Below are 20,249 nucleotides of genomic sequence, written 5' to 3'. Positions count from 1 at the left end.
TGCTTGAACTACCGGAATCCGTAAGGAAGTCGGGGACGCTGTCGGCGGTCGCGGGGCGGCGGCTCATACTCGGCCCGCCCGGCGTTCGGTGACGAGGAGCCACAGCAGGTAGACGCCGCCGGCCATCCCGGTCAGCACCCCCACCGGAAGCGTGCTCTCGCCGAACAGCCGCTGCGCGCCCCAGTCCGCGACGACCAGGAGCGCCGCGCCCATGCAGGCGGAGGCGAGGACGTTGGGCCCGGTGGCACGGGTGAGGCGCCGGGCGAGCTGGGGCGCGGTCAGCGCGACGAAGGCGATGGGCCCGGCGGCCGCGGTCGCCGAGGCGTTGAGGAGCACGGCACAGAGCATCAGGACGGTACGGGTCCGCTGCACGGGCACACCCAGCGCGTACGCCGCGTCGTCACCCATCTCCAGCATCCGCAGCGGCCGAGCGTAAGTGAGGACCACCGGCAGGAGCACCACGAACAGGACGAGCAGCGGCCGGACCTGCGCCCAGTCGCGTCCGTCGAGGGAGCCGGTGAGCCAGACCATCGAGCGGGTGGCGTCGACCAGGGTGGACTTGGTGAGCAGATACTGGATGCCCGCGGTGAGCATCGCGGCGGCGCCGATGCCCACGAGGACGAGGCGGTAGCCGTGCACGCCCTTCTTCCACGCCAGCAGATAGACCGCCACACCGGTGGCGAGCCCGCCGGCCAGCGCGCCGAGCGAGACCGCGAACGCACCGCCGTGGAAGAACACGATGACGGTGAGCGCACCGACGGACGAGCCCTGTCCGAAGCCGATGACGTCCGGGCTGCCCAGCGGGTTGCGGGAGATCGACTGGAAGAGCGCGCCGGAGATCCCTAGGGAGGCACCGACCAGGAGCGCCACGAGCACGCGCGGCAGCCGCAGTTCGTTGATGATGAAGTCCTGCGCGGGCGTGCCCGATCCGGACAGGCCGCGCAGGACGTCGACGGGGGCGATGGCGAAGTCGCCGGTGCCGATCAGGACGACTCCGGCGGCGAGCGCCAGCAGGGCGAGAGCGCCGACGACGGCCAGGGCGCGCGGCTCGGCCCGGAAGGAGAGACCGCCGGGGGTACGGATCGCCTTCACAGTTGGGCCATCCTCTTGCGCCGTACGAGGTAGATGAAGACGGGCCCGCCGATGAGGGCGGTGACGATGCCGACCTGGAGTTCGGCGGGCCGCGTGATGATCCGCCCGACCACGTCGGAGCCGAGCAGCAGCACGGGCGAGAGCACGGCCGCGTACGGCAGGATCCATCGCAGGTCGGGCCCGGTGATGGCGCGCACGATGTGCGGGACCATGAGGCCGATGAAGACGATGGGACCGCAGGCGGCGGTCGCGGCCCCGCACAGCAGGGTGATCACGATCATGGACGCGACGCGGGTGCGGGTCAGGTGGGCGCCGAGCGCGCGGGCGGTGTCGTCGCCCATCGCCATCGCGTTGAGCGGGCGGGCGAGCAGCAGCGCGACGACGATTCCGACGAGGATGAACGGCGCGACCCTGCGGACGGTCGCCGCGTCCGCCGCGGCGAGCGAACCGACCTGCCAGAACCGGAGCTGGTTGAGGGCGGCGGAGTCGGTGAGCTGGACGGCGTTGACGTAGCCGTAGAGCGCGGCGCTCGCCGCCGTCCCGGCGAGCGCGAGCCGCACGGGCGTCGCGGCCCGGCTGCCGCCGAGCAGGTAGACGGCGGCCGACACGACGCCCGCGCCGAGGAACGCGAACCACACGTATCCGGTGAGGGAGTCGACCCCGAGGAAGCTGATCGCGGAGACCACGGCGGCGGCCGCTCCCGCGTTGACACCGAGGATGCCGGGCTCGGCGAGCGGGTTGCGGGTGAGCGCCTGCATGACCGCGCCGGCGAGCCCGAGCGCGGCCCCGACGAGCAGGCCCAGCAGGGTCCGCGGCACCCGTACGTCGTGGACGAGGATGTCGTTGGCGGTGCCCGAACCGTGGAAGAGGCCGTGCCAGACATCGCCGAGCGGCATGGGCTTCGCCCCGATCGCGATGCTCGCGACGGCGACGAGCGCCAGCGCGCCCACGGACGCGAACAGACCCGCGGCGCGCAGCGCACGGCGTGTCGCGGTCGGGGCCGGGGGCGCGGAGGTGGTCCCGTCGCGCGGCTGAGGAGGACTGTCTACCAACACGAAAGTTAGGTTAGCCTACCCTGCACTTTGCCGATCGCGCCCCGGCCGCGGGCTCACTTCACCGGTCGCGCCCCGGCCACGGGCTTCTCGGACCTCACAGCCCCAGGCGCGCCAGCACCTTCGCCGCATCCACGTCACACATGCCGTCCCCGGCATGGCTCCAGGCCGCCGCGCACAGCGCCCGGAGCCCGTCCATCGCTTCCCCGTCCCCGTCGAGCGCAAACGCCCCGTCGGCCACGGAGGCGGTCCACCCGCCGCATACGAACCCGTCGCCCTTTCCGGTCACTTCGGGCTGCCCGGTCAGAAGCCCGCGCAGATCGGCGTCGACGAAGGTGGGCCGGTGCTCGGGCCGGGCCGCCAGGAGCTGCGCGCCGTCCGTCACCCCGGTCAGCACGAGCAGGGAGTCGACACCGCCGTTGAACGCGCCCTCGATGTCCGTGTCGAGCCGGTCCCCGACGACCAGGGGCCGCTCGGCGCCGGTCCGCAGCACGGTCTCCCGGTGCATCGGCGGCAGCGGCTTTCCGGCCACCTGGGGCTCGGCGCCGGTGGCGATGCGTACGACCTCCACCGCGGCCCCGTTGCCGGGCGCGATCCCCCGCCCGCTCGGAATCGTCAGATCGACGTTCGACGCGAACCAGGGCAGGCCGCGGTTGACCGCGTACGAGGCCTCCGCGAACCGGGACCAGGTGAGGTCCGGGCCTCCGTAGCCCTGCACGACGGCCGCCGGATCGTCGTCGGCCGACTCCACCGGCACAAGACCGCGCTCGGACAGGGCGACGTGCAGCCCCTCGCCGCCGATCACCAACACCTTTGATCCCTGCGGGAGTTGATCCGACATCAGCCGTGCCACGGCCTGCGCCGAGGTGATCACATCGGTGGCTTGCGCGGGCACCCCGAGCTCCGTCAGGTGCTCGGCGACCGCGTCCGGTGTCCGCAGCGCGTTGTTGGTCACATAGGCGAGGTGCATCCCGCCGTCCCGCGCGTCGGCCAGCGCGTCGACGGCGTGGTCGATCGCCGCACCGCCCGCGTAGACGACCCCGTCCAGATCCAGCAGAGCCGTGTCGTAGGCCTCGTTCAGCGCCCGTTCGCTGCCACTCGGCTTGATCCGGCCGGTCTGGCTCATCTTCATCCACTCCTCGATCGATGCTCTGCCCCCGATCATCGCGCATGCCCCCACCCCACATACCATGCACGGATGAGCACAACTGGGCGTGCGGACCTCGGGCTGCGCCTGATCCCGTTCCGCGGACTGCGCTATGTTCCCGAGCGGGTCGGCAGCCTCGCCGCCGTGACCTCACCGCCGTACGACGTGGTGGTGCGCCCCGACGGCCTGCTCCACCTGGAGTCGGCGGATCCGTACAACATCGTGCGGCTGATCCTGCCGCAGGCCAGCTCGCCGGCCGCCCGCAACCAGCAGGCCGCGCTGACCCTGGACGACTGGCTCGACGAGGGCGTCCTCGCCCCCGACCCCGAGCCCGCCCTGTACGTCTACGAGCAGGAGGGCGACGGCATCCTGCAACGGGGCGTCATCGGTGCGCTCGCCCTGTCCGAACCGTCCGAGGGCGTCGTCCTGCCGCACGAGGACGTGATGCCGCACGTCGTGGAGGACCGTGCCGCGCTCATGCGCACGACCGCGGCCCACCTCGAACCCCTTCTCCTGACCTACCGCGGCGGGGACGCCCCGAGCGGCGCGACCGCCGTCATCGACCGCGCCATCGAGCGCGAGCCTCTGCTCCGCACGACCACGGAGGACGGTTTCCGCCACCGTCTGTGGGCCCTCACGGATCCGGCCGATCTCGCGGAGGTCCAGGCCGACCTGACCGCTCACCAGGCCGTCATCGCCGACGGCCACCACCGATGGGCCACCTATCTGCGTCTGCGCGACGAACAGACCTCGCCGGGCCCCTGGGACTTCGGCCTCGTCCTCCTGGTCGACACGGCGCGCTACCCGCTGCGCGTCCGCGCCATCCACCGCCTGCTGCACCGTCTCGCGGTGCCCAAGGCGCTCGCCGCGGTCACCGCGGCCGGCGCCTTCCGGGTCCGCACCCTCGACGTCCCGCTCGCCGGCGCCATGGAAGCGCTCGCGGAAGCAGCCGCCGAAGGCAACGTCTTCCTCCTCGCGGGCGACGGCCGCTTCCACCTCCTGGACCGCCCCGACGAGGCCCTGCTCGCCCGCACGATCCGCGCCGACCGGCCGCCGGCCTGGCGCTCGCTCGACGCGACGGTCCTCCACTCGACGCTGCTGGACGAGATCTGGCGCATCCCGGACACGCCGGAGGAGATCGCGTACATCCACGACACGGCGGCCGCCGTCGAACAGGCGGAGCGCCACGGCAAGACGGCGGTCCTGATGCACCCGGTCCGCGAGGAGGTCGTGCGCGACCTGGCGCGGCAGGGCGTCACGATGCCCCGCAAGTCGACGTCGTTCGGCCCGAAACCGGCCACGGGCCTGGTGCTGCGCAGCCTGACCGTGAACTGACCGACCCGGGAAACGAAAAAGAGGCGGCGCCCCGAAGGGCACCGCCTCTTTCGCCCTCATCACCGCTCGGACGTCACACGCCCGAGGATGCCGATGATTGGTCAGGCACCCTGGTCCGTGCCCTTGTCCTTGTCCGTGCCCCTGTCGTCCGTGTCCGCCGGAGCGGGCTCGTCCGTCACGGGCTCGGCCTTGACGGGCTCGGCCTTGACGGGCTCGGCCTTGACGGGCTCGGCCTTCGCGGGCTCGGCGTCGGCGGTCTCGTCAGCGGCGCGCACGAAGTCGGCGTCGTCGCCCTCGAACTCGTCCTCCTCCTCGCCCTCGTCGTCGAACTCGGGGTCCTCCGGCAGGTCCTCGGCCACCACGCGCGGGGCAACGGCGTCGCCGTCCACCTCGTCGTCCTCGACCATGGCGTCCACGAAGTCGACACCGTCCAGCTCGGCGAGGCGGTCGGAGGCGTCGGTCGTGCCGTCCTTGTCCGCCTCAAGGGCCTTGGCGAACCATTCGCGGGCCTCGTCCTCACGCGTCGCGGCGAGCAGCGCGTCGGCGTACGCGTAGCGCAGGCGCGCGGTCCAGGGCTGTACGGAGTTCGAGGCGAGCTCGGGGCTCTGCAGGGTCACGATGGCGGCGTCCAGCTGCCCCATGTCCCGACGCGCCCCGGCCACGACCAGGCGCATCTCGACCTGGCCGGGCTTGTCGAGCTTCTGCACCTCGGGCTCGCCGGCCATCGTCAGCGCCCGCTCGGGACGCCCGAGCCCACGCTCGCAGTCGGCCATGACGGGCCACAGCTCCACGGACCCGGTCATGCGACGCGCGGCACGGAACTCCGCGAGCGCCTCGGAGTACTTCTGCGTGGCGTACGCGGCGAACCCGGCGGCCTCGCGGACGGCGGCCACGCGGGAGGCGAGCCGCAGCGCGATGCGGGAGTACGCGTACGCCTGCTCGGGCTCCTCGTCGATGAGCCGGGCCACCATCACCAGGTTGCACGCGACCTCTTCGGCGAGCCCCTTGGGCAGGCTCATGAGCTCCTGACGCACGCCCTCGTCGATCTCGTTGCCGGTGACGTCCTCGTCGATCGGCAGCCGCTTGACGGGCTCGCGGTCCCGGTCACGGTCGCGGTCGTCCCGACGCCCGTAACCACCGCGGTCGTCCCGGCCACGGTCGTCGCGGCCGCGCTCGTCACGCCGGTCGTCACGCCCGCGGTAACCGCCGCGGTCGCCGCGGTCGTCGCGGCGGGGTGCGGGACGGTCGTCGCGGCGGAACCCACCACGGTCGTCGTCACGGCGCGGGGCCGGACGGTCGTCACGACGGGGGTACGAGCTGCCGCCGGCAGACCCGCCACGGTTGTCGTCGCGGCGGAACCCACCACGGTCGTCGTCACGGCGCGGGGCCGGACGGTCATCGCGGCGGAATCCACCACGGTCGTCGTCACGGCGCGGGGCCGGACGGTCGTCACGACGGGGGTAGGAGCTGCCACCGCCACGATTGTCGTCACGACGGGGGTACGAGCTGCCGCCACCACGATTGTCGTCGCGACGGAAGCCACCGCCGGAAGACCCGCCACGGTTGTCGTCGCGGCGGAATCCGCCACGGTCGTCGTCACGGCGCGGGGCCGGACGGTCGTCACGACGGGGGTAGGAGCTGCCACCGCCGGCGGGGCGACCACCACGGTCGTCGCGGCGGAATCCACCACGGTCGTCATCACGACGGGGAGCCGGACGGTCGTCACGACGCCCGTACGAGCTGCCGCCGGAAGACCCGCCACGGTTGTCGTCACGACGCCCGTAGGAGCCGCCGCCACCGCCACGGTTGTCATCACGACGGAACCCACCACGGTCGTCATCACGGCGAGGAGCCGGACGGTCATCGCGACGGAATCCGCCACGGTCGTCATCACGGCGAGGAGCCGGACGGTCGTCACGGCGCCCACCGAAGCCACCGCCACGATTGTCGTCACGACGGGGATACGAGCTGCCGCCGGAAGACCCGCCGCGGTTGTCGTCGCGGCGGAACCCACCACGGTCGTCATCACGACGGGGAGCCGGACGGTCGTCACGACGGGGGTACGAGCTGCCGCCGGAAGACCCGCCGCGGTTGTCGTCGCGGCGGAACCCACCACGGTCGTCGTCACGGCGCGGGGCCGGACGGTCGTCACGACGGGGGTAGGAGCCGCCGCCGGAAGACCCGCCACGGTTGTCGTCACGACGCCCGTAGGAGCCGCCGCCACCGCCACGGTTGTCATCACGACGGAACCCACCACGGTCGTCATCACGACGGGGAGCCGGACGGTCATCGCGACGCCCGTACGAGCTGCCGCCGCCGGCGGGCCGCCCGCCGCGGTCGTCGCGGCGCGGATATCCGCCGCCGGAGCCACCGCTGGAAGCGCCACCACTGGAGGAGCCACCACGACTGTCGTCACGACGCCCGCCGTAGCCACCCCGGTCGCGGTCGTTGTCACGCCGCGGACCGCGGTCGTCTCGACCACCGCGGTAGCCGCCCCGGTCGCCACCGTCCTGACGGCGCGGCTCGCGCTCCGGACGATCGTCGGGAGAGTTGGTGGACATCGTGACTCCTAGTCTTCGGGTACTGCAGTCATTCTCGCGCAGTCGGCTGCCCGACGCGCTTCGGCAAAGCAAAGCGGAAAAACAAAAGGACCCTTGGTCCCAGCATGAACGCTGGGACCAAGGGTCCTGAAATATTGTTCGGCGGCGTCCTACTCTCCCACAGGGTCCCCCCTGCAGTACCATCGGCGCTGAAAGGCTTAGCTTCCGGGTTCGGAATGTAACCGGGCGTTTCCCTAACGCTATGACCACCGAAACCCTATCGGTTTCGAGCGAACAAGCACACTTTTCAATTAAGTGGGTTCTGCTCAACCAGCAACTGTTCGTTGCTTCAGAACAAACACAGTGGACGCGAGCAACTGAGGACAAGCCCTCGGCCTATTAGTACCAGTCAGCTCCACCCGTTACCGGGCTTCCACATCTGGCCTATCAACCCAGTCGTCTACTGGGAGCCTTACCCTCTCAAGGAGGTGGGAACACTCATCTCGAAGCAGGCTTCCCGCTTAGATGCTTTCAGCGGTTATCCTTTCCGAACGTAGCCAACCAGCCATGCCCTTGGCAGGACAACTGGCACACCAGAGGTTCGTCCGTCCCGGTCCTCTCGTACTAGGGACAGCCCTTCTCAATGTTCCTGCGCGCGCAGCGGATAGGGACCGAACTGTCTCACGACGTTCTAAACCCAGCTCGCGTACCGCTTTAATGGGCGAACAGCCCAACCCTTGGGACCGACTCCAGCCCCAGGATGCGACGAGCCGACATCGAGGTGCCAAACCATCCCGTCGATATGGACTCTTGGGGAAGATCAGCCTGTTATCCCCGGGGTACCTTTTATCCGTTGAGCGACGGCGCTTCCACAAGCCACCGCCGGATCACTAGTCCCGACTTTCGTCCCTGCTCGACCCGTCGGTCTCACAGTCAAGCTCCCTTGTGCACTTACACTCAACACCTGATTGCCAACCAGGCTGAGGGAACCTTTGGGCGCCTCCGTTACTCTTTAGGAGGCAACCGCCCCAGTTAAACTACCCATCAGACACTGTCCCTGATCCGGATCACGGACCGAGGTTAGACATCCAGCACGACCAGAGTGGTATTTCAACGACGACTCCACAACCACTGGCGTGGCCGCTTCAAAGTCTCCCACCTATCCTACACAAGCCGAACCGAACACCAATATCAAACTGTAGTAAAGGTCCCGGGGTCTTTCCGTCCTGCTGCGCGAAACGAGCATCTTTACTCGTAGTGCAATTTCACCGGGCCTATGGTTGAGACAGTCGAGAAGTCGTTACGCCATTCGTGCAGGTCGGAACTTACCCGACAAGGAATTTCGCTACCTTAGGATGGTTATAGTTACCACCGCCGTTTACTGGCGCTTAAGTTCTCAGCTTCGCAACCCCGAAAGGTCACTAACCGGTCCCCTTAACGTTCCAGCACCGGGCAGGCGTCAGTCCGTATACATCGCCTTACGGCTTCGCACGGACCTGTGTTTTTAGTAAACAGTCGCTTCTCGCTGGTCTCTGCGGCCACCCCCAGCTCAGAGAGTAAATCTCATCACCGGTGATGGCCCCCCTTCTCCCGAAGTTACGGGGGCATTTTGCCGAGTTCCTTAACCATAGTTCACCCGAACGCCTCGGTATTCTCTACCTGACCACCTGAGTCGGTTTAGGGTACGGGCCGCCATGAAACTCGCTAGAGGCTTTTCTCGACAGCATAGGATCATCCACTTCACCACAATCGGCTCGGCATCAGGTCTCAGACTATGTGTTGTCCGGATTTGCCTAGACAACGTCCTACACCCTTACCCCGGGACAACCACCGCCCGGGTTGGACTACCTTCCTGCGTCACCCCATCGCTTACCTACTACAAGTCTGGGTCACCGGCTCCACTACTTTCCTTTCCCCGAAGGGTCCGGAACGGCTTCACGGGCTTAGCATCGCCTGATTCGATATTGGGCGTTTCAAAGCGGGTACCGGAATATCAACCGGTTGTCCATCGACTACGCCTGTCGGCCTCGCCTTAGGTCCCGACTTACCCTGGGCAGATCAGCTTGACCCAGGAACCCTTAGTCAATCGGCGCACACGTTTCTCACGTGTGTATCGCTACTCATGCCTGCATTCTCACTCGTGAACCGTCCACCACTAGCTTCCGCTGCAGCTTCACCCGGCACACGACGCTCCCCTACCCATCCATACAGGCGTTGGCCCTATGTGTATGAATGACACGACTTCGGCGGTACGCTTGAGCCCCGCTACATTGTCGGCGCGGAATCACTTGACCAGTGAGCTATTACGCACTCTTTCAAGGGTGGCTGCTTCTAAGCCAACCTCCTGGTTGTCTCTGCGACTCCACATCCTTTCCCACTTAGCGTACGCTTAGGGGCCTTAGTCGATGCTCTGGGCTGTTTCCCTCTCGACCATGGAGCTTATCCCCCACAGTCTCACTGCCGTGCTCTCACTTACCGGCATTCGGAGTTTGGCTAAGGTCAGTAACCCGGTAGGGCCCATCGCCTATCCAGTGCTCTACCTCCGGCAAGAAACACACGACGCTGCACCTAAATGCATTTCGGGGAGAACCAGCTATCACGGAGTTTGATTGGCCTTTCACCCCTAACCACAGGTCATCCCCCAGGTTTTCAACCCTGGTGGGTTCGGTCCTCCACGACCTCTTACAGCCGCTTCAACCTGCCCATGGCTAGATCACTCCGCTTCGGGTCTAGAGCGTGCAACTCAATCGCCCTGTTCGGACTCGCTTTCGCTACGGCTTCCCCACACGGGTTAACCTCGCTACACACCGCTAACTCGCAGGCTCATTCTTCAAAAGGCACGCAGTCACGACGCACTGAGTAAACTCAATGCGCGACGCTCCCACGGCTTGTAGGCACACGGTTTCAGGTACTATTTCACTCCGCTCCCGCGGTACTTTTCACCATTCCCTCACGGTACTATCCGCTATCGGTCACCAGGGAATATTTAGGCTTAGCGGGTGGTCCCGCCAGATTCACACGGGATTTCTCGGGCCCCGTGCTACTTGGGTGTCTCTCAAACGAGCCGTATGAATTTCAGCTACGGGGGTCTTACCCTCTACGCCGGACCTTTCGCATGTCCTTCGCCTATCCATACGGTTTCTGACTCGCCTCACAGCCGGCAGACTGTGAAAGAGAGATCCCACAACCCCGCATGCGCAACCCCTGCCGGGTATCACACGCATACGGTTTGGCCTCATCCGGTTTCGCTCGCCACTACTCCCGGAATCACGGTTGTTTTCTCTTCCTGAGGGTACTGAGATGTTTCACTTCCCCTCGTTCCCTCCACATACCCTATGTGTTCAGGTATGGGTGACAGCCCATGACGACTGCCGGGTTTCCCCATTCGGAAACCCCCGGATCAAAGCCTGGTTGACGGCTCCCCGGGGACTATCGTGGCCTCCCACGTCCTTCATCGGTTCCTGGTGCCAAGGCATCCACCGTGCGCCCTTAAAAACTTGGCCACAGATGCTCGCGTCCACTGTGCAGTTCTCAAACAACGACCAACCACCCATCACCCCACCAGAACCTGGTGAGTGCACTGGGGCCGGCGACCGAAGACCAGCGGGCAAAGCCCGTGCCTTCAGATACCCAACAGCGTGCCCGGCCCTCTCCGTCGCACCGACCCGCATTCCACGCTCCGAAGAGCAGTACTAGCGGCCCGAATTGACCAAGAGTGCCGAATAGTCAACGTTCCACCCATGAGCTGACCGTGCAGAACATTTGTCTGCAGACGGTGCTGTGCTCCTTAGAAAGGAGGTGATCCAGCCGCACCTTCCGGTACGGCTACCTTGTTACGACTTCGTCCCAATCGCCAGTCCCACCTTCGACAGCTCCCTCCCACAAGGGGTTGGGCCACCGGCTTCGGGTGTTACCGACTTTCGTGACGTGACGGGCGGTGTGTACAAGGCCCGGGAACGTATTCACCGCAGCAATGCTGATCTGCGATTACTAGCAACTCCGACTTCATGGGGTCGAGTTGCAGACCCCAATCCGAACTGAGACCGGCTTTTTGAGATTCGCTCCGCCTCGCGGCATCGCAGCTCTTTGTACCGGCCATTGTAGCACGTGTGCAGCCCAAGACATAAGGGGCATGATGACTTGACGTCGTCCCCACCTTCCTCCGAGTTGACCCCGGCAGTCTCCTGTGAGTCCCCATCACCCCGAAGGGCATGCTGGCAACACAGAACAAGGGTTGCGCTCGTTGCGGGACTTAACCCAACATCTCACGACACGAGCTGACGACAGCCATGCACCACCTGTATACCGACCACAAGGGGGGCACCATCTCTGATGCTTTCCGGTATATGTCAAGCCTTGGTAAGGTTCTTCGCGTTGCGTCGAATTAAGCCACATGCTCCGCTGCTTGTGCGGGCCCCCGTCAATTCCTTTGAGTTTTAGCCTTGCGGCCGTACTCCCCAGGCGGGGAACTTAATGCGTTAGCTGCGGCACCGACGACGTGGAATGTCGCCAACACCTAGTTCCCAACGTTTACGGCGTGGACTACCAGGGTATCTAATCCTGTTCGCTCCCCACGCTTTCGCTCCTCAGCGTCAGTAATGGCCCAGAGATCCGCCTTCGCCACCGGTGTTCCTCCTGATATCTGCGCATTTCACCGCTACACCAGGAATTCCGATCTCCCCTACCACACTCTAGCTAGCCCGTATCGAATGCAGACCCGGGGTTAAGCCCCGGGCTTTCACATCCGACGTGACAAGCCGCCTACGAGCTCTTTACGCCCAATAATTCCGGACAACGCTTGCGCCCTACGTATTACCGCGGCTGCTGGCACGTAGTTAGCCGGCGCTTCTTCTGCAGGTACCGTCACTTTCGCTTCTTCCCTGCTGAAAGAGGTTTACAACCCGAAGGCCGTCATCCCTCACGCGGCGTCGCTGCATCAGGCTTTCGCCCATTGTGCAATATTCCCCACTGCTGCCTCCCGTAGGAGTCTGGGCCGTGTCTCAGTCCCAGTGTGGCCGGTCGCCCTCTCAGGCCGGCTACCCGTCGTCGCCTTGGTAGGCCATTACCCCACCAACAAGCTGATAGGCCGCGGGCTCATCCTTCACCGCCGGAGCTTTTAACCCCTCAAAATGCTTTGAGGAGTGTTATCCGGTATTAGACCCCGTTTCCAGGGCTTGTCCCAGAGTGAAGGGCAGATTGCCCACGTGTTACTCACCCGTTCGCCACTAATCCACCCCGAAGGGCTTCATCGTTCGACTTGCATGTGTTAAGCACGCCGCCAGCGTTCGTCCTGAGCCAGGATCAAACTCTCCATGAATGTTTACCCGTAATCGGGTGCACACATCACGTAAGAGCGGGACGGAACCACCGGAATAAGGCGGCCCGTCCACAGCGTCCTCGCTGTGTAATCGCCTGCCGGCCACAAGGACCGACAGGACTTTTCAAAGGAACCTCGCTCCACCGAAATGGAGACGGGGTTGTCAATCTGGCGTTGACTTTTGGCACGCTGTTGAGTTCTCAAGGAACGGACGCTTCCTTTGTACTCACCCTCTCGGGCTTTCCTCCGGGCGCTTCCCTTCGGTATTTCGTGTTTCCGACTCTACCAGACACTTTCGTGTCCGATTCCCCGTCGAATTGGGGTTCGCTTCGAGTTCTTCGCTCTCGCGTTTCCCTCTCGGCGTGTCCACTACTTTAGCGGGTTTCCCCTGCTCTTCATAATCGAGTCATTCGAGTTCGAATTCAGGCATGCCGAAATTCGTACCCGTTGGGGTTCGATCGTAGGTAGTGGATGGCCGCCTGGGGATGCTGAACAGCAGGGCCCGTGTCAAGCGGCTCGGGCTACGTTAGGCGCCCCTAGAGGCCGAGTCAAGTTCGGCGTTTGCGCGGCTGATGGGCCCGGTACGGGCTCACCGTGGGGTCGTCCGCGATCCAGAAGCGCCACGGATGCGGAGCCCCGTCGCCGCCCACCCCGGTGCGGGGACCGCTGCGTACCAGGTCGGGCGGCGCGGGAGTGCCCGTGAGTACGGACAGAGGGGCATCGGGGCCGGCGCAGGCGTCCGTGCCGTTCAGGGCGCGGCCCACGTCAAGTGCCGTGGCCAGCCGTGCCGGGCCTTTGGCCAGTTCCCTGTCGTGGCGGGCCGAGAGTCGACGGGACCGGGCCAGTTCGGAGCCCTCCCGGATCTCCCCCGCCCTGAGCAGCACACCACTGGCCCGCCCCTCGGGGCCGCACACCAGGTTCAGGCAGTGCCACATCCCGTACGTGAAGTAGACGTACGCGTATCCCGGCGGGCCGAACATCACGTCGTTGCGGGGCGTGCGGCCGCGGAAGGCGTGCGAGCCCGGGTCGTTGGGGCCGTCGTAGGCCTCGACCTCCGTGAGGCGGAGCTCGATCGGGCCGTGCGGTGTGAGGCGTACCAGCGTGCGGCCCAGGAGATCGGGGGCGACCTCCAGGACAGGGCGGTCGAAGAAGTCCCGGGGAAGTGGCGTACGTTCGGTGGCCGCGATCATGCCGTACGAGCGTACTTGACCTCCTGAGGGAACCGGCGGTCGTCGTCACGCGTTCGTAGGGGTCGAGATCGAGCTGATTCATGGGGAAGGACGGGCATGGGGTTCAAGCGACTGCTGGCGAGTTTGGGGGCCGGCGGGGCGTCGGTGGAGACCGAGCTCACGGAGACCGACGTGGTGCCGGGCGGAGTCGTGCGGGGCGAGGTGCGGATCGCGGGCGGGTCGGTCGACCAGCGGATCGAGGGGCTGTCGGTGGGGCTGCAGGCCCGGGTCGAGGTCGAGGGCGGCGAGCACGAGCTCAAGCAGGACATCGAGTTCACCAAGGTCCGGCTCGGCGGGGCCTTCGAGGTGCGGGCGGGCGCCGTGCACGTGGTGCCGTTCGGGCTCGAAATCCCCTGGGAGACGCCCCTCACGGCGATCGACGGGCAGCAGCTGCGGGGCATGCACATCGGCGTGACGACGGAACTGGAGATCGCCCGTGCGCTCGACGCCGGCGACTTGGACCGCATCCAGGTGCATCCGCTCCCCGCGCAGCAGGCGATCCTGGACGCGTTCATCCGGCTCGGCTTCCGCTTCAAGAGCGCGGACATGGAGAAGGGCCACATCCGCGGGACGCGGCAGCGGCTGCCCTTCTACCAGGAGATCGAATTCCTCGCGCCGTCGCAGTACCGGGGTCTGAACCAGGTGGAGCTGACGTTCGTCGCGGACGACCGCGAGATGGACGTGATCCTGGAGATGGACAAGAAGCCGGGCCTGTTCAGCGAGGGCAGCGACTCCTACCGCTCGTTCCAGGTCGGCCTGCACGACTTCCAGGGGACGGACTGGCCGGCGTACCTCGATCAGTGGCTGGCCGAGGTCGGCGGGCGGCGCAACTGGTTCTAGGGGCCGACCCCCTAGGCTCGGTCCCACCAGTTGCTGCCGAATCAGGAGGTGCCGACGTGAGCGAGCTCAAGAGGCCGCCGCTTCCCCACGACTTCCATCCCGAGGTTCCGTCGTTCACCGTGGTGAGCGAGGACGTCGAGCCGGGTGCCGTGCTCAAGGACGCCCAGGTCCACGCCGCCGGGAACACATCGCCGCAGCTGCGGTGGGAGGGCTTTCCGGCGGGGACGAAGAGCTTCGCTGTGACGTGCTTCGATCCCGACGCGCCCACGGGCAGCGGGTTCTGGCACTGGTCGGTGTTCGACATTCCGGCGTCCGTGACCGAGCTGCCGGCGGGCGCGGGCAGCGGCACGTTCGAGGGGCTGCCGGCCGGTGCGGTGCAGGCGCGCAACGACTACGGATCGAAGGACTTCGGCGGGGCGGCGCCGCCGGCCGGCGAGACGCACCGCTACGTCTTCACGGTGTACGCGGTCGACACGGAGAAGCTGGGTCCCGACGCCGACACCCCGCCCGCGGCGGTCGGCTTCAATCTCCGCTTCCACACGCTCGGGCGGGCCCAGCTCGTCGCCGAGTACACCGCCCCCGCGGACAGCTGATCGCGCAGAGCCGATCGTTCGTTTTCTGTTTGCCCTGCCCTGGTCTTGGAGAGATCAGGGCAGGGCATTTTTCTGTCGTCGGCCCGGGTTCGCCGCCCGGACGGGCTCGGATATTGCGTTGTCCATCGTGGCGAGCCCGGCCAGAGTTGATCCAAGCCCGCCAGGGAGTGGGCCGGCACTACGGAGGTGGGCACGATGAGGGACACGCTGGTACTGAACGCGAGCTTCGAGCCGCTGTCGACGGTGACGCTCAACCGTGCCGTGGTGCTGGTCCTCCAGGACAAGGCGGTCGTCGAGCAGTCCCATCCCGGTCTGCGAGTGCGTGCGGCCGCCGTCGACATACCGGTGCCGCGGGTGATCCGGCTGTGCAGATACGTCCGGGTGCCCTTCCGAAGACACGCTCCGTGGTCGAGGCGGGGGGTGCTGATCAGGGACCAGCACCGGTGCGCGTACTGCGGGCGGCGCGCGACGACGGTGGACCACGTGGTGCCTCGGGCGCAGGGGGGCCGGGACGGCTGGCTGAACACGGTGGCCTCCTGCGCCGAGGACAACCACCGCAAGGCGGACCGTACGCCGGAGGAGGCGGGGATGCCGCTGCTGCGGCAGCCGTTCGTGCCGTCGCCCGCCGACGCGATGCTGCTCGCGATGGCGGCCGGGGACCGCTCGGAGCTGCCCGAGTGGCTGGCGACGGGTGCCGCGCCGGCTGCGTGACCCAGGGTTCAGGGTCCGGTTCAGGGGCCGGTTCAGGGGCCGGTTGGGGCTCCGGTTCAGGGGCCGCCTGACGGCCCTTCGAGATCCAACTGGCCCTTACTTCAGGGTCAGTTGGAGGATCGCGACGACGCCGACGGCAATGATCACGCCGCGTAGGACCGCCGGCTTGAGGCGGCGTCCGACCTTGGCGCCGATCTGGCCTCCTATGGTCGAGCCGGCGGCGATGAGCAGCACGGCCGTCCAGTTGAACTCGGCGACGAAGAGGAAGAAGACGGCCGCGATGCCGTTGACGACGGCGCCGAGGATGTTCTTGACGGCGTTGATGCGCTGCAGGCTGTCGGCCAGGAGAAGGCCCATCAGGGACAGGTAGAGGACGCCCTGGGCGGCGCCGAAGTAGCCGCCGTACATGCTGGCGAGGAAGAGGCCGGCGAGGAGTGCGGCGCCGCCCTCGGGGTGGGCCTCGGTGCCGCGCGCCTCGCGGCGGCGGGTGATGGCGGCGGCCAGGCGCGGCTGGAACAGGACGAGCACGAGGGCCAGGCCGACAAGGACGGGCACGATCGCGTCGAACGACGAGGACGGCAGCGCGAGCAGCAGGATCGCCCCGGCGAGCCCTCCGAGGAGGGCGGCGGCGCCGAGGCGGAGCACGCGGCGGGTCTGGCCGCGCAGTTCGTGGCGGTAGCCGATGGCACCGCTGATGGAGCCGGGGACGAGGCCCAGCGCGTTGGAGACGTTGGCGGTGATCGGTGGCAGGCCGGTCGCCAGGAGCACGGGGAAGGTGAGGAGCGTGCCGGATCCGACGATCGTGTTGATGGTGCCCGCGCCGATGCCGGCGGCGAGGACCGCGAGTGCTTCCCAGATGGACAAGGCCATCTCCTTACACGTTCAGTGAGTCGCCTCCCCGCCATGGAGGTCGAGGGGCCGCACTGATCATGCATGATGCGTGTACGGGGCAGTCAACTGGCCACGCCCCCCGGGTCGTTCAGGTGCCGGGGGGCCGGGGTGCCGGATGCCCCGGCCCCGGGCCCCTGGTCAGTCGACGGGGGGCTCTTCGCGGCGCTCGACGGTGCCGTTGCCCTGGTTGTTGCCGGTGTTGAAGCCGGGCATGCCGCCGCCGAGGTTGCCGAAGGCGCCGGAGAGGCCCTTGAGGGCGTCACCGATCTCGCTGGGCACGATCCAGAGCTTGTTGGCGTCGCCCTCGGCGATCTTCGGGAGCATCTGGAGGTACTGGTAGGAGAGCAGCTTCTGGTCGGGGTCGCCCGCGTGGATCGCCTCGAAGACCGTGCGGACGGCCTGGGCCTCGCCCTCGGCGCGCAGGGCGGCCGCCTTGGCCTCACCTTCGGCGCGCAGGATCGCGGACTGCTTCTCGCCCTCGGCGCGCAGGATCTCCGACTGCCGTACACCCTCCGCCTGGAGGATCGCGGCGCGCTTGTCACGGTCGGCGCGCATCTGCTTCTCCATCGAGTCCTGGATGGAGGTGGGCGGCTCGATGGCCTTGAGCTCGACGCGGTTGACGCGGATGCCCCACTTGCCGGTGGCCTCGTCGAGAACACCGCGCAGGGCCGCGTTGATCTCCTCGCGGGAGGTCAGGGTCCGCTCCAGGTCCATGCCGCCGATGATGTTGCGGAGCGTGGTGACGGTGAGCTGCTCGATCGCCTGGATGTAGCTGGCGACTTCGTAGGTGGCGGCGCGGGCGTCGGTCACCTGGTAGTAGATGACGGTGTCGATGTTGACGACCAGGTTGTCCTGGGTGATCACCGGCTGGGGCGGGAAGGGCACGACCTGCTCGCGGAGGTCGATCCGGTTGCGGATCGAGTCGATGAACGGGACCACGATGTTCAGTCCGGCGTTCAGCGTCCGCGTGTAGCGGCCGAAGCGCTCCACGATCGCGGCGCTGGCCTGCGGGATCACCTGGATGGTCTTGATCAGGGCGATGAAGACCAGCACCACCAGGATGATCAGGACGATGATGATCGGTTGCATCGCTTACCCCCGTGCCTCTCTTGCTCTCGAATGGCCCTGGAAACGTTGGCAGTTACCGGACCCGATGATCCTGGCATGGTTCACATGACGATGGCAGTGGCTCCGTCGATCTCGACCACGTCGACCTGTTGGCCGGGCTCGTAGACCCGCTCCGCGTCGAGCGCGCGGGCCGACCAGACCTCGCCCGCGAGTTTGATGCGGCCGCCCAGGGCGTCGACCCGTTCCAGGACGACGGCCTGACGGCCCTTCAACGCCTCGGTGCCGGTGGCCAGTTGGGGGCGCTGCGCGCGGTGGCGGGCGGCGATGGGGCGTACGACGGCGATGAGCGCGACCGAGACGGCCACGAACAGGAGCACCTGTCCGACGGGGCCGAGACCGAGGCCCGCACCGATGGCGGCGGCGACCGCGCCGAGCGCCATCATGCCGAACTCGGGCATGACGGTCAGGACGAGGGGGATGCCGAGCCCCGCCGCGGCTACCAGCCACCAAACCCATGCCTCGATGTCCACCAGGTCATGGTAGGTGCGGGGCTGTCCTCACCAACAGTGCACACCGTGGGCGCACGCGGGCGCCGCGCGCGGACGGTGCGCGCCGACGGTCCACGGGGATCGGTGGTCCCGGGGGCCGGTTGACGCGGTCAGCTCAGCGGGAGGCCCGTCGCCGTGTAGCGGTCGCCGCGGTGCTCCACGAGGAGCGGGAGGCCGAAGCAGAGGGAGAGGTTGCGGGAGGTGAGCTCGGTCTCCATGGGGCCCGCGGCGAGCACCTTGCCCTGGCGGATCATGAGGACATGGGTGAAGCCGGGGGCGATCTCCTCGACGTGGTGCGTGACCATGATCATCGAGGGCGCGTACGGGTCGCGGGCGAGGCGGCCGAGGCGGCGGACCAGGTCCTCGCGGCCGCCGAGGTCGAGGCCCGCGGCGGGCTCGTCCAGGAGGAGGAGCTCGGGGTCGGTCATCATGGCGCGGGCGATCAGGGTGCGCTTGCGCTCGCCCTCGGAGAGCGTGCCGAACTTGCGGTCGAGGAAGTCCGTCATCCCGAGGCGGTCGAGAAAGGCGCGGGCGCGGTCCTCGTCGACGGCTTCGTACTGTTCCTGCCAGGTGGCGGTCATGCCGTACGCGGCGGTGAGCACCGTCTGCAGCACGGTCTGGCGCTTGGGGAGCTTGTCGGCCATCGCGACGCCGGCCATGCCGATGCGCGGGCGCAGCTCGAAGACATCGACCCGGCCGAGCTGCTCGCCGAGGATCTTGGCGGTGCCGGCGCTCGGGAAGAGGTAGCTGGAGGCGATGTTGAGGAGGGTGGTCTTGCCGGCGCCGTTGGGGCCGAGGATGACCCAGCGCTCGCCTTCCTTGACCGACCAGGAGACGTCGTCCACCAGAGCGCGTCCGTCGCGGACCACGGATACGTCCACCAGCTCCAGTACATCGCTCATGAGCGCGTTGTCTCCCCATGCCATCGTCGTGAGTTCGCGAGTGCGGTGCGGGGCGCGCCTGTGGGCGCGGTCCCCAGGGGAAAACCTACGCCACTGGCGAAGTGATCCCGCCTCTAGGTCCGGTCGTGCGGTTTCTCTACGCTTGGGGCCATGTTCTCGGAACCACGTTCAGGTCGGCTGGCCGCTTGGGGAAACGCCCTGTTGGCCGGAAATGTCTCACCGGACGACGCGGCGCTCGCGATCGTCGGGGACGACGCGGTGCACCGCGTCGAGGGCCTGCCCGGCGAGTCCGCTCCCGTGGGGCTCACGCTGGCGCTCGGGCGGCTGCGGGGCCTCGGGGTGAGCGGCTGGCGCGTCGCGCTCCCGGCGGCCGGGCATCCGCTCGGGCTGAGCGGTCCCGCGGAGTTCAATGCCCGTGCGCTCGCGGCCGAGGAGGCCGTGGTCGGTTTCGGCGCGCCGTACGGGCTCGTGCCCGAGCTGTACGAGGCGGGGCCCGCGGGGGACGTGCACACGGAGGTCGTCTGGCACTGCCTCGCTGTGCGGCAGGCGCCGCCCGCCGACGTGCCCTCGCTCGGCGAGGCGGAGCGCGAGCTCGCGGAGGCGCTGCGGGAGGCGACGGTCGCGCTGACCCGGCTCGACGTGGCGGGATCGGGTCCGGCCGCCGCGGCGGCGATCGACGCGTACCGCGCACGGGCCGAGGGCCCCGACGAGGAGGTGCTCGCGCCGGGCTATCCGCCGCGCGCGGTCCGGGTCCTGGAGCTGGCCCGGCGGGTGGGCCTGCTGGTGTCGCTGGCGTACGCGAACGGGCACGGCGGCGCGGTGAGCGCGTCGGAGATCGCGGCGCGGGCGGAGGCGTTGCGGCCGGTGGAGCGGGTTGCTCGGCGGGCGAGGGTGGCGGCGTACAACGCGTACGTGGAGGAGCGCGAGCGAAACCGGGGCTAGCCCCGCCCGGCCCGTGCGGCTACTTGAGGGTGCGGCTCCCTG

At 67.6% G+C, this 20,249-nt stretch carries 14 protein-coding genes, 3 rRNA genes and 1 pseudogene; 5 read left to right on the top strand and 13 right to left on the bottom strand.

What is annotated here, in order from left to right; all coding sequences use genetic code 11:
- Positions 1-63: 63 nt before the first annotated feature.
- The 3 genes from OG432_RS27770 to OG432_RS27760 all read right to left on the bottom strand — a co-directional run bounded on the left by OG432_RS27770 (position 64) and on the right by OG432_RS27760 (position 3,270).
- Positions 64-1,092, bottom strand: coding sequence for a FecCD family ABC transporter permease (locus OG432_RS27770; protein ID WP_328313692.1), 1,029 nt, complete (start codon positions 1,090-1,092; stop codon positions 64-66).
- The gene (locus OG432_RS27765) at positions 1,089-2,144 is read right to left on the bottom strand and encodes an iron chelate uptake ABC transporter family permease subunit (RefSeq protein ID WP_328315267.1); all 1,056 of its coding nucleotides are present in this window, start codon (positions 2,142-2,144) and stop codon (positions 1,089-1,091) included. The genes OG432_RS27770 and OG432_RS27765 overlap by 4 nt, the downstream gene beginning before the upstream one ends.
- A 97-nt stretch (positions 2,145-2,241) precedes the next feature.
- Positions 2,242-3,270, bottom strand: coding sequence for an HAD-IIA family hydrolase (locus OG432_RS27760; RefSeq protein ID WP_328313691.1), 1,029 nt, complete (start codon positions 3,268-3,270; stop codon positions 2,242-2,244).
- Between the two features lie 72 nt (positions 3,271-3,342).
- On the opposite strand from OG432_RS27760, the gene OG432_RS27755 reads away from it, so the two are divergent.
- On the top strand, positions 3,343-4,626 hold the full coding sequence (locus OG432_RS27755) for a DUF1015 domain-containing protein (protein ID WP_328313690.1): 1,284 nt from the start codon (positions 3,343-3,345) through the stop codon (positions 4,624-4,626).
- 101 nt (positions 4,627-4,727) lie between these two features.
- On the opposite strand, the gene OG432_RS27750 is transcribed toward OG432_RS27755, so the two are convergent.
- From OG432_RS27750 to OG432_RS27725, 6 genes and pseudogenes are all read right to left on the bottom strand, one after another.
- Positions 4,728-5,660 carry a hypothetical protein gene (locus OG432_RS27750; protein ID WP_328315266.1) on the bottom strand — a complete coding sequence of 311 codons (933 nt, stop codon included), beginning with the start codon at positions 5,658-5,660 and terminating at the stop codon, positions 4,728-4,730.
- Positions 5,661-5,732: 72 nt separating this feature from the next.
- A pseudogene (locus OG432_RS34975) lies at positions 5,733-7,187 on the bottom strand (hypothetical protein); the annotation flags it as partial.
- A 136-nt stretch (positions 7,188-7,323) separates the two neighbouring features.
- Positions 7,324-7,440, bottom strand: a 5S ribosomal RNA gene (gene rrf, locus OG432_RS27740).
- Between the two features lie 105 nt (positions 7,441-7,545).
- Positions 7,546-10,669 (bottom strand): 23S ribosomal RNA (locus OG432_RS27735).
- A gap of 288 nt (positions 10,670-10,957) precedes the next feature.
- Positions 10,958-12,483: ribosomal RNA gene (locus tag OG432_RS27730) — 16S ribosomal RNA — on the bottom strand.
- The 16S, 23S and 5S rRNA genes sit together here, the layout of an rRNA operon.
- Before the next feature lie 548 nt (positions 12,484-13,031).
- Entirely contained in the window at positions 13,032-13,673 is a 642-nt protein-coding gene (locus tag OG432_RS27725; RefSeq protein WP_328313689.1) for a DNA-3-methyladenine glycosylase, read from the bottom strand.
- Between the two features lie 96 nt (positions 13,674-13,769).
- Between OG432_RS27725 and OG432_RS27720 the strand changes: the two genes are divergently transcribed.
- From OG432_RS27720 to OG432_RS27710, 3 genes are all read left to right on the top strand, one after another.
- Positions 13,770-14,552 carry a sporulation protein gene (locus OG432_RS27720; protein ID WP_328313688.1) on the top strand — a complete coding sequence of 261 codons (783 nt, stop codon included), beginning with the start codon at positions 13,770-13,772 and terminating at the stop codon, positions 14,550-14,552.
- Between the two features lie 56 nt (positions 14,553-14,608).
- A complete protein-coding gene (locus OG432_RS27715) occupies positions 14,609-15,145 on the top strand; it encodes a YbhB/YbcL family Raf kinase inhibitor-like protein (protein ID WP_328313687.1) in 537 nt (178 codons plus the stop codon).
- Positions 15,146-15,340: 195 nt separating this feature from the next.
- A complete protein-coding gene (locus OG432_RS27710) occupies positions 15,341-15,856 on the top strand; it encodes an HNH endonuclease (RefSeq protein WP_328313686.1) in 516 nt (171 codons plus the stop codon).
- Between the two features lie 96 nt (positions 15,857-15,952).
- On the opposite strand, the gene OG432_RS27705 is transcribed toward OG432_RS27710, so the two are convergent.
- From OG432_RS27705 to OG432_RS27690, 4 genes are all read right to left on the bottom strand, one after another.
- Positions 15,953-16,726 (bottom strand): sulfite exporter TauE/SafE family protein, encoded by a 774-nt coding sequence (locus OG432_RS27705; protein WP_328313685.1) that lies wholly within the window; start codon positions 16,724-16,726, stop codon positions 15,953-15,955.
- Positions 16,727-16,885: 159 nt separating this feature from the next.
- On the bottom strand, positions 16,886-17,836 hold the full coding sequence (locus OG432_RS27700; protein WP_328313684.1) for an SPFH domain-containing protein: 951 nt from the start codon (positions 17,834-17,836) through the stop codon (positions 16,886-16,888).
- A gap of 80 nt (positions 17,837-17,916) precedes the next feature.
- Positions 17,917-18,348 (bottom strand): NfeD family protein, encoded by a 432-nt coding sequence (locus tag OG432_RS27695; RefSeq protein ID WP_328315265.1) that lies wholly within the window; start codon positions 18,346-18,348, stop codon positions 17,917-17,919.
- Between the two features lie 125 nt (positions 18,349-18,473).
- The gene (locus OG432_RS27690) at positions 18,474-19,265 is read right to left on the bottom strand and encodes an ABC transporter ATP-binding protein (RefSeq protein WP_328313683.1); all 792 of its coding nucleotides are present in this window, start codon (positions 19,263-19,265) and stop codon (positions 18,474-18,476) included.
- 150 nt (positions 19,266-19,415) lie between these two features.
- Here OG432_RS27690 and OG432_RS27685 point away from each other — a divergent pair, with 150 nt between their 5' ends.
- Positions 19,416-20,207, top strand: a complete 792-nt coding sequence (locus tag OG432_RS27685) for a hypothetical protein (protein WP_328313682.1) — start codon at positions 19,416-19,418, stop codon at positions 20,205-20,207.
- The last annotated feature ends 42 nt before the right edge of the window (positions 20,208-20,249 follow it).

This window comes from Streptomyces sp. NBC_00442, from assembly GCF_036014195.1.
Classification (GTDB): Bacteria; Actinomycetota; Actinomycetes; order Streptomycetales; family Streptomycetaceae; genus Streptomyces.
This window is presented reverse-complemented; position numbering and strand designations above follow the sequence as displayed.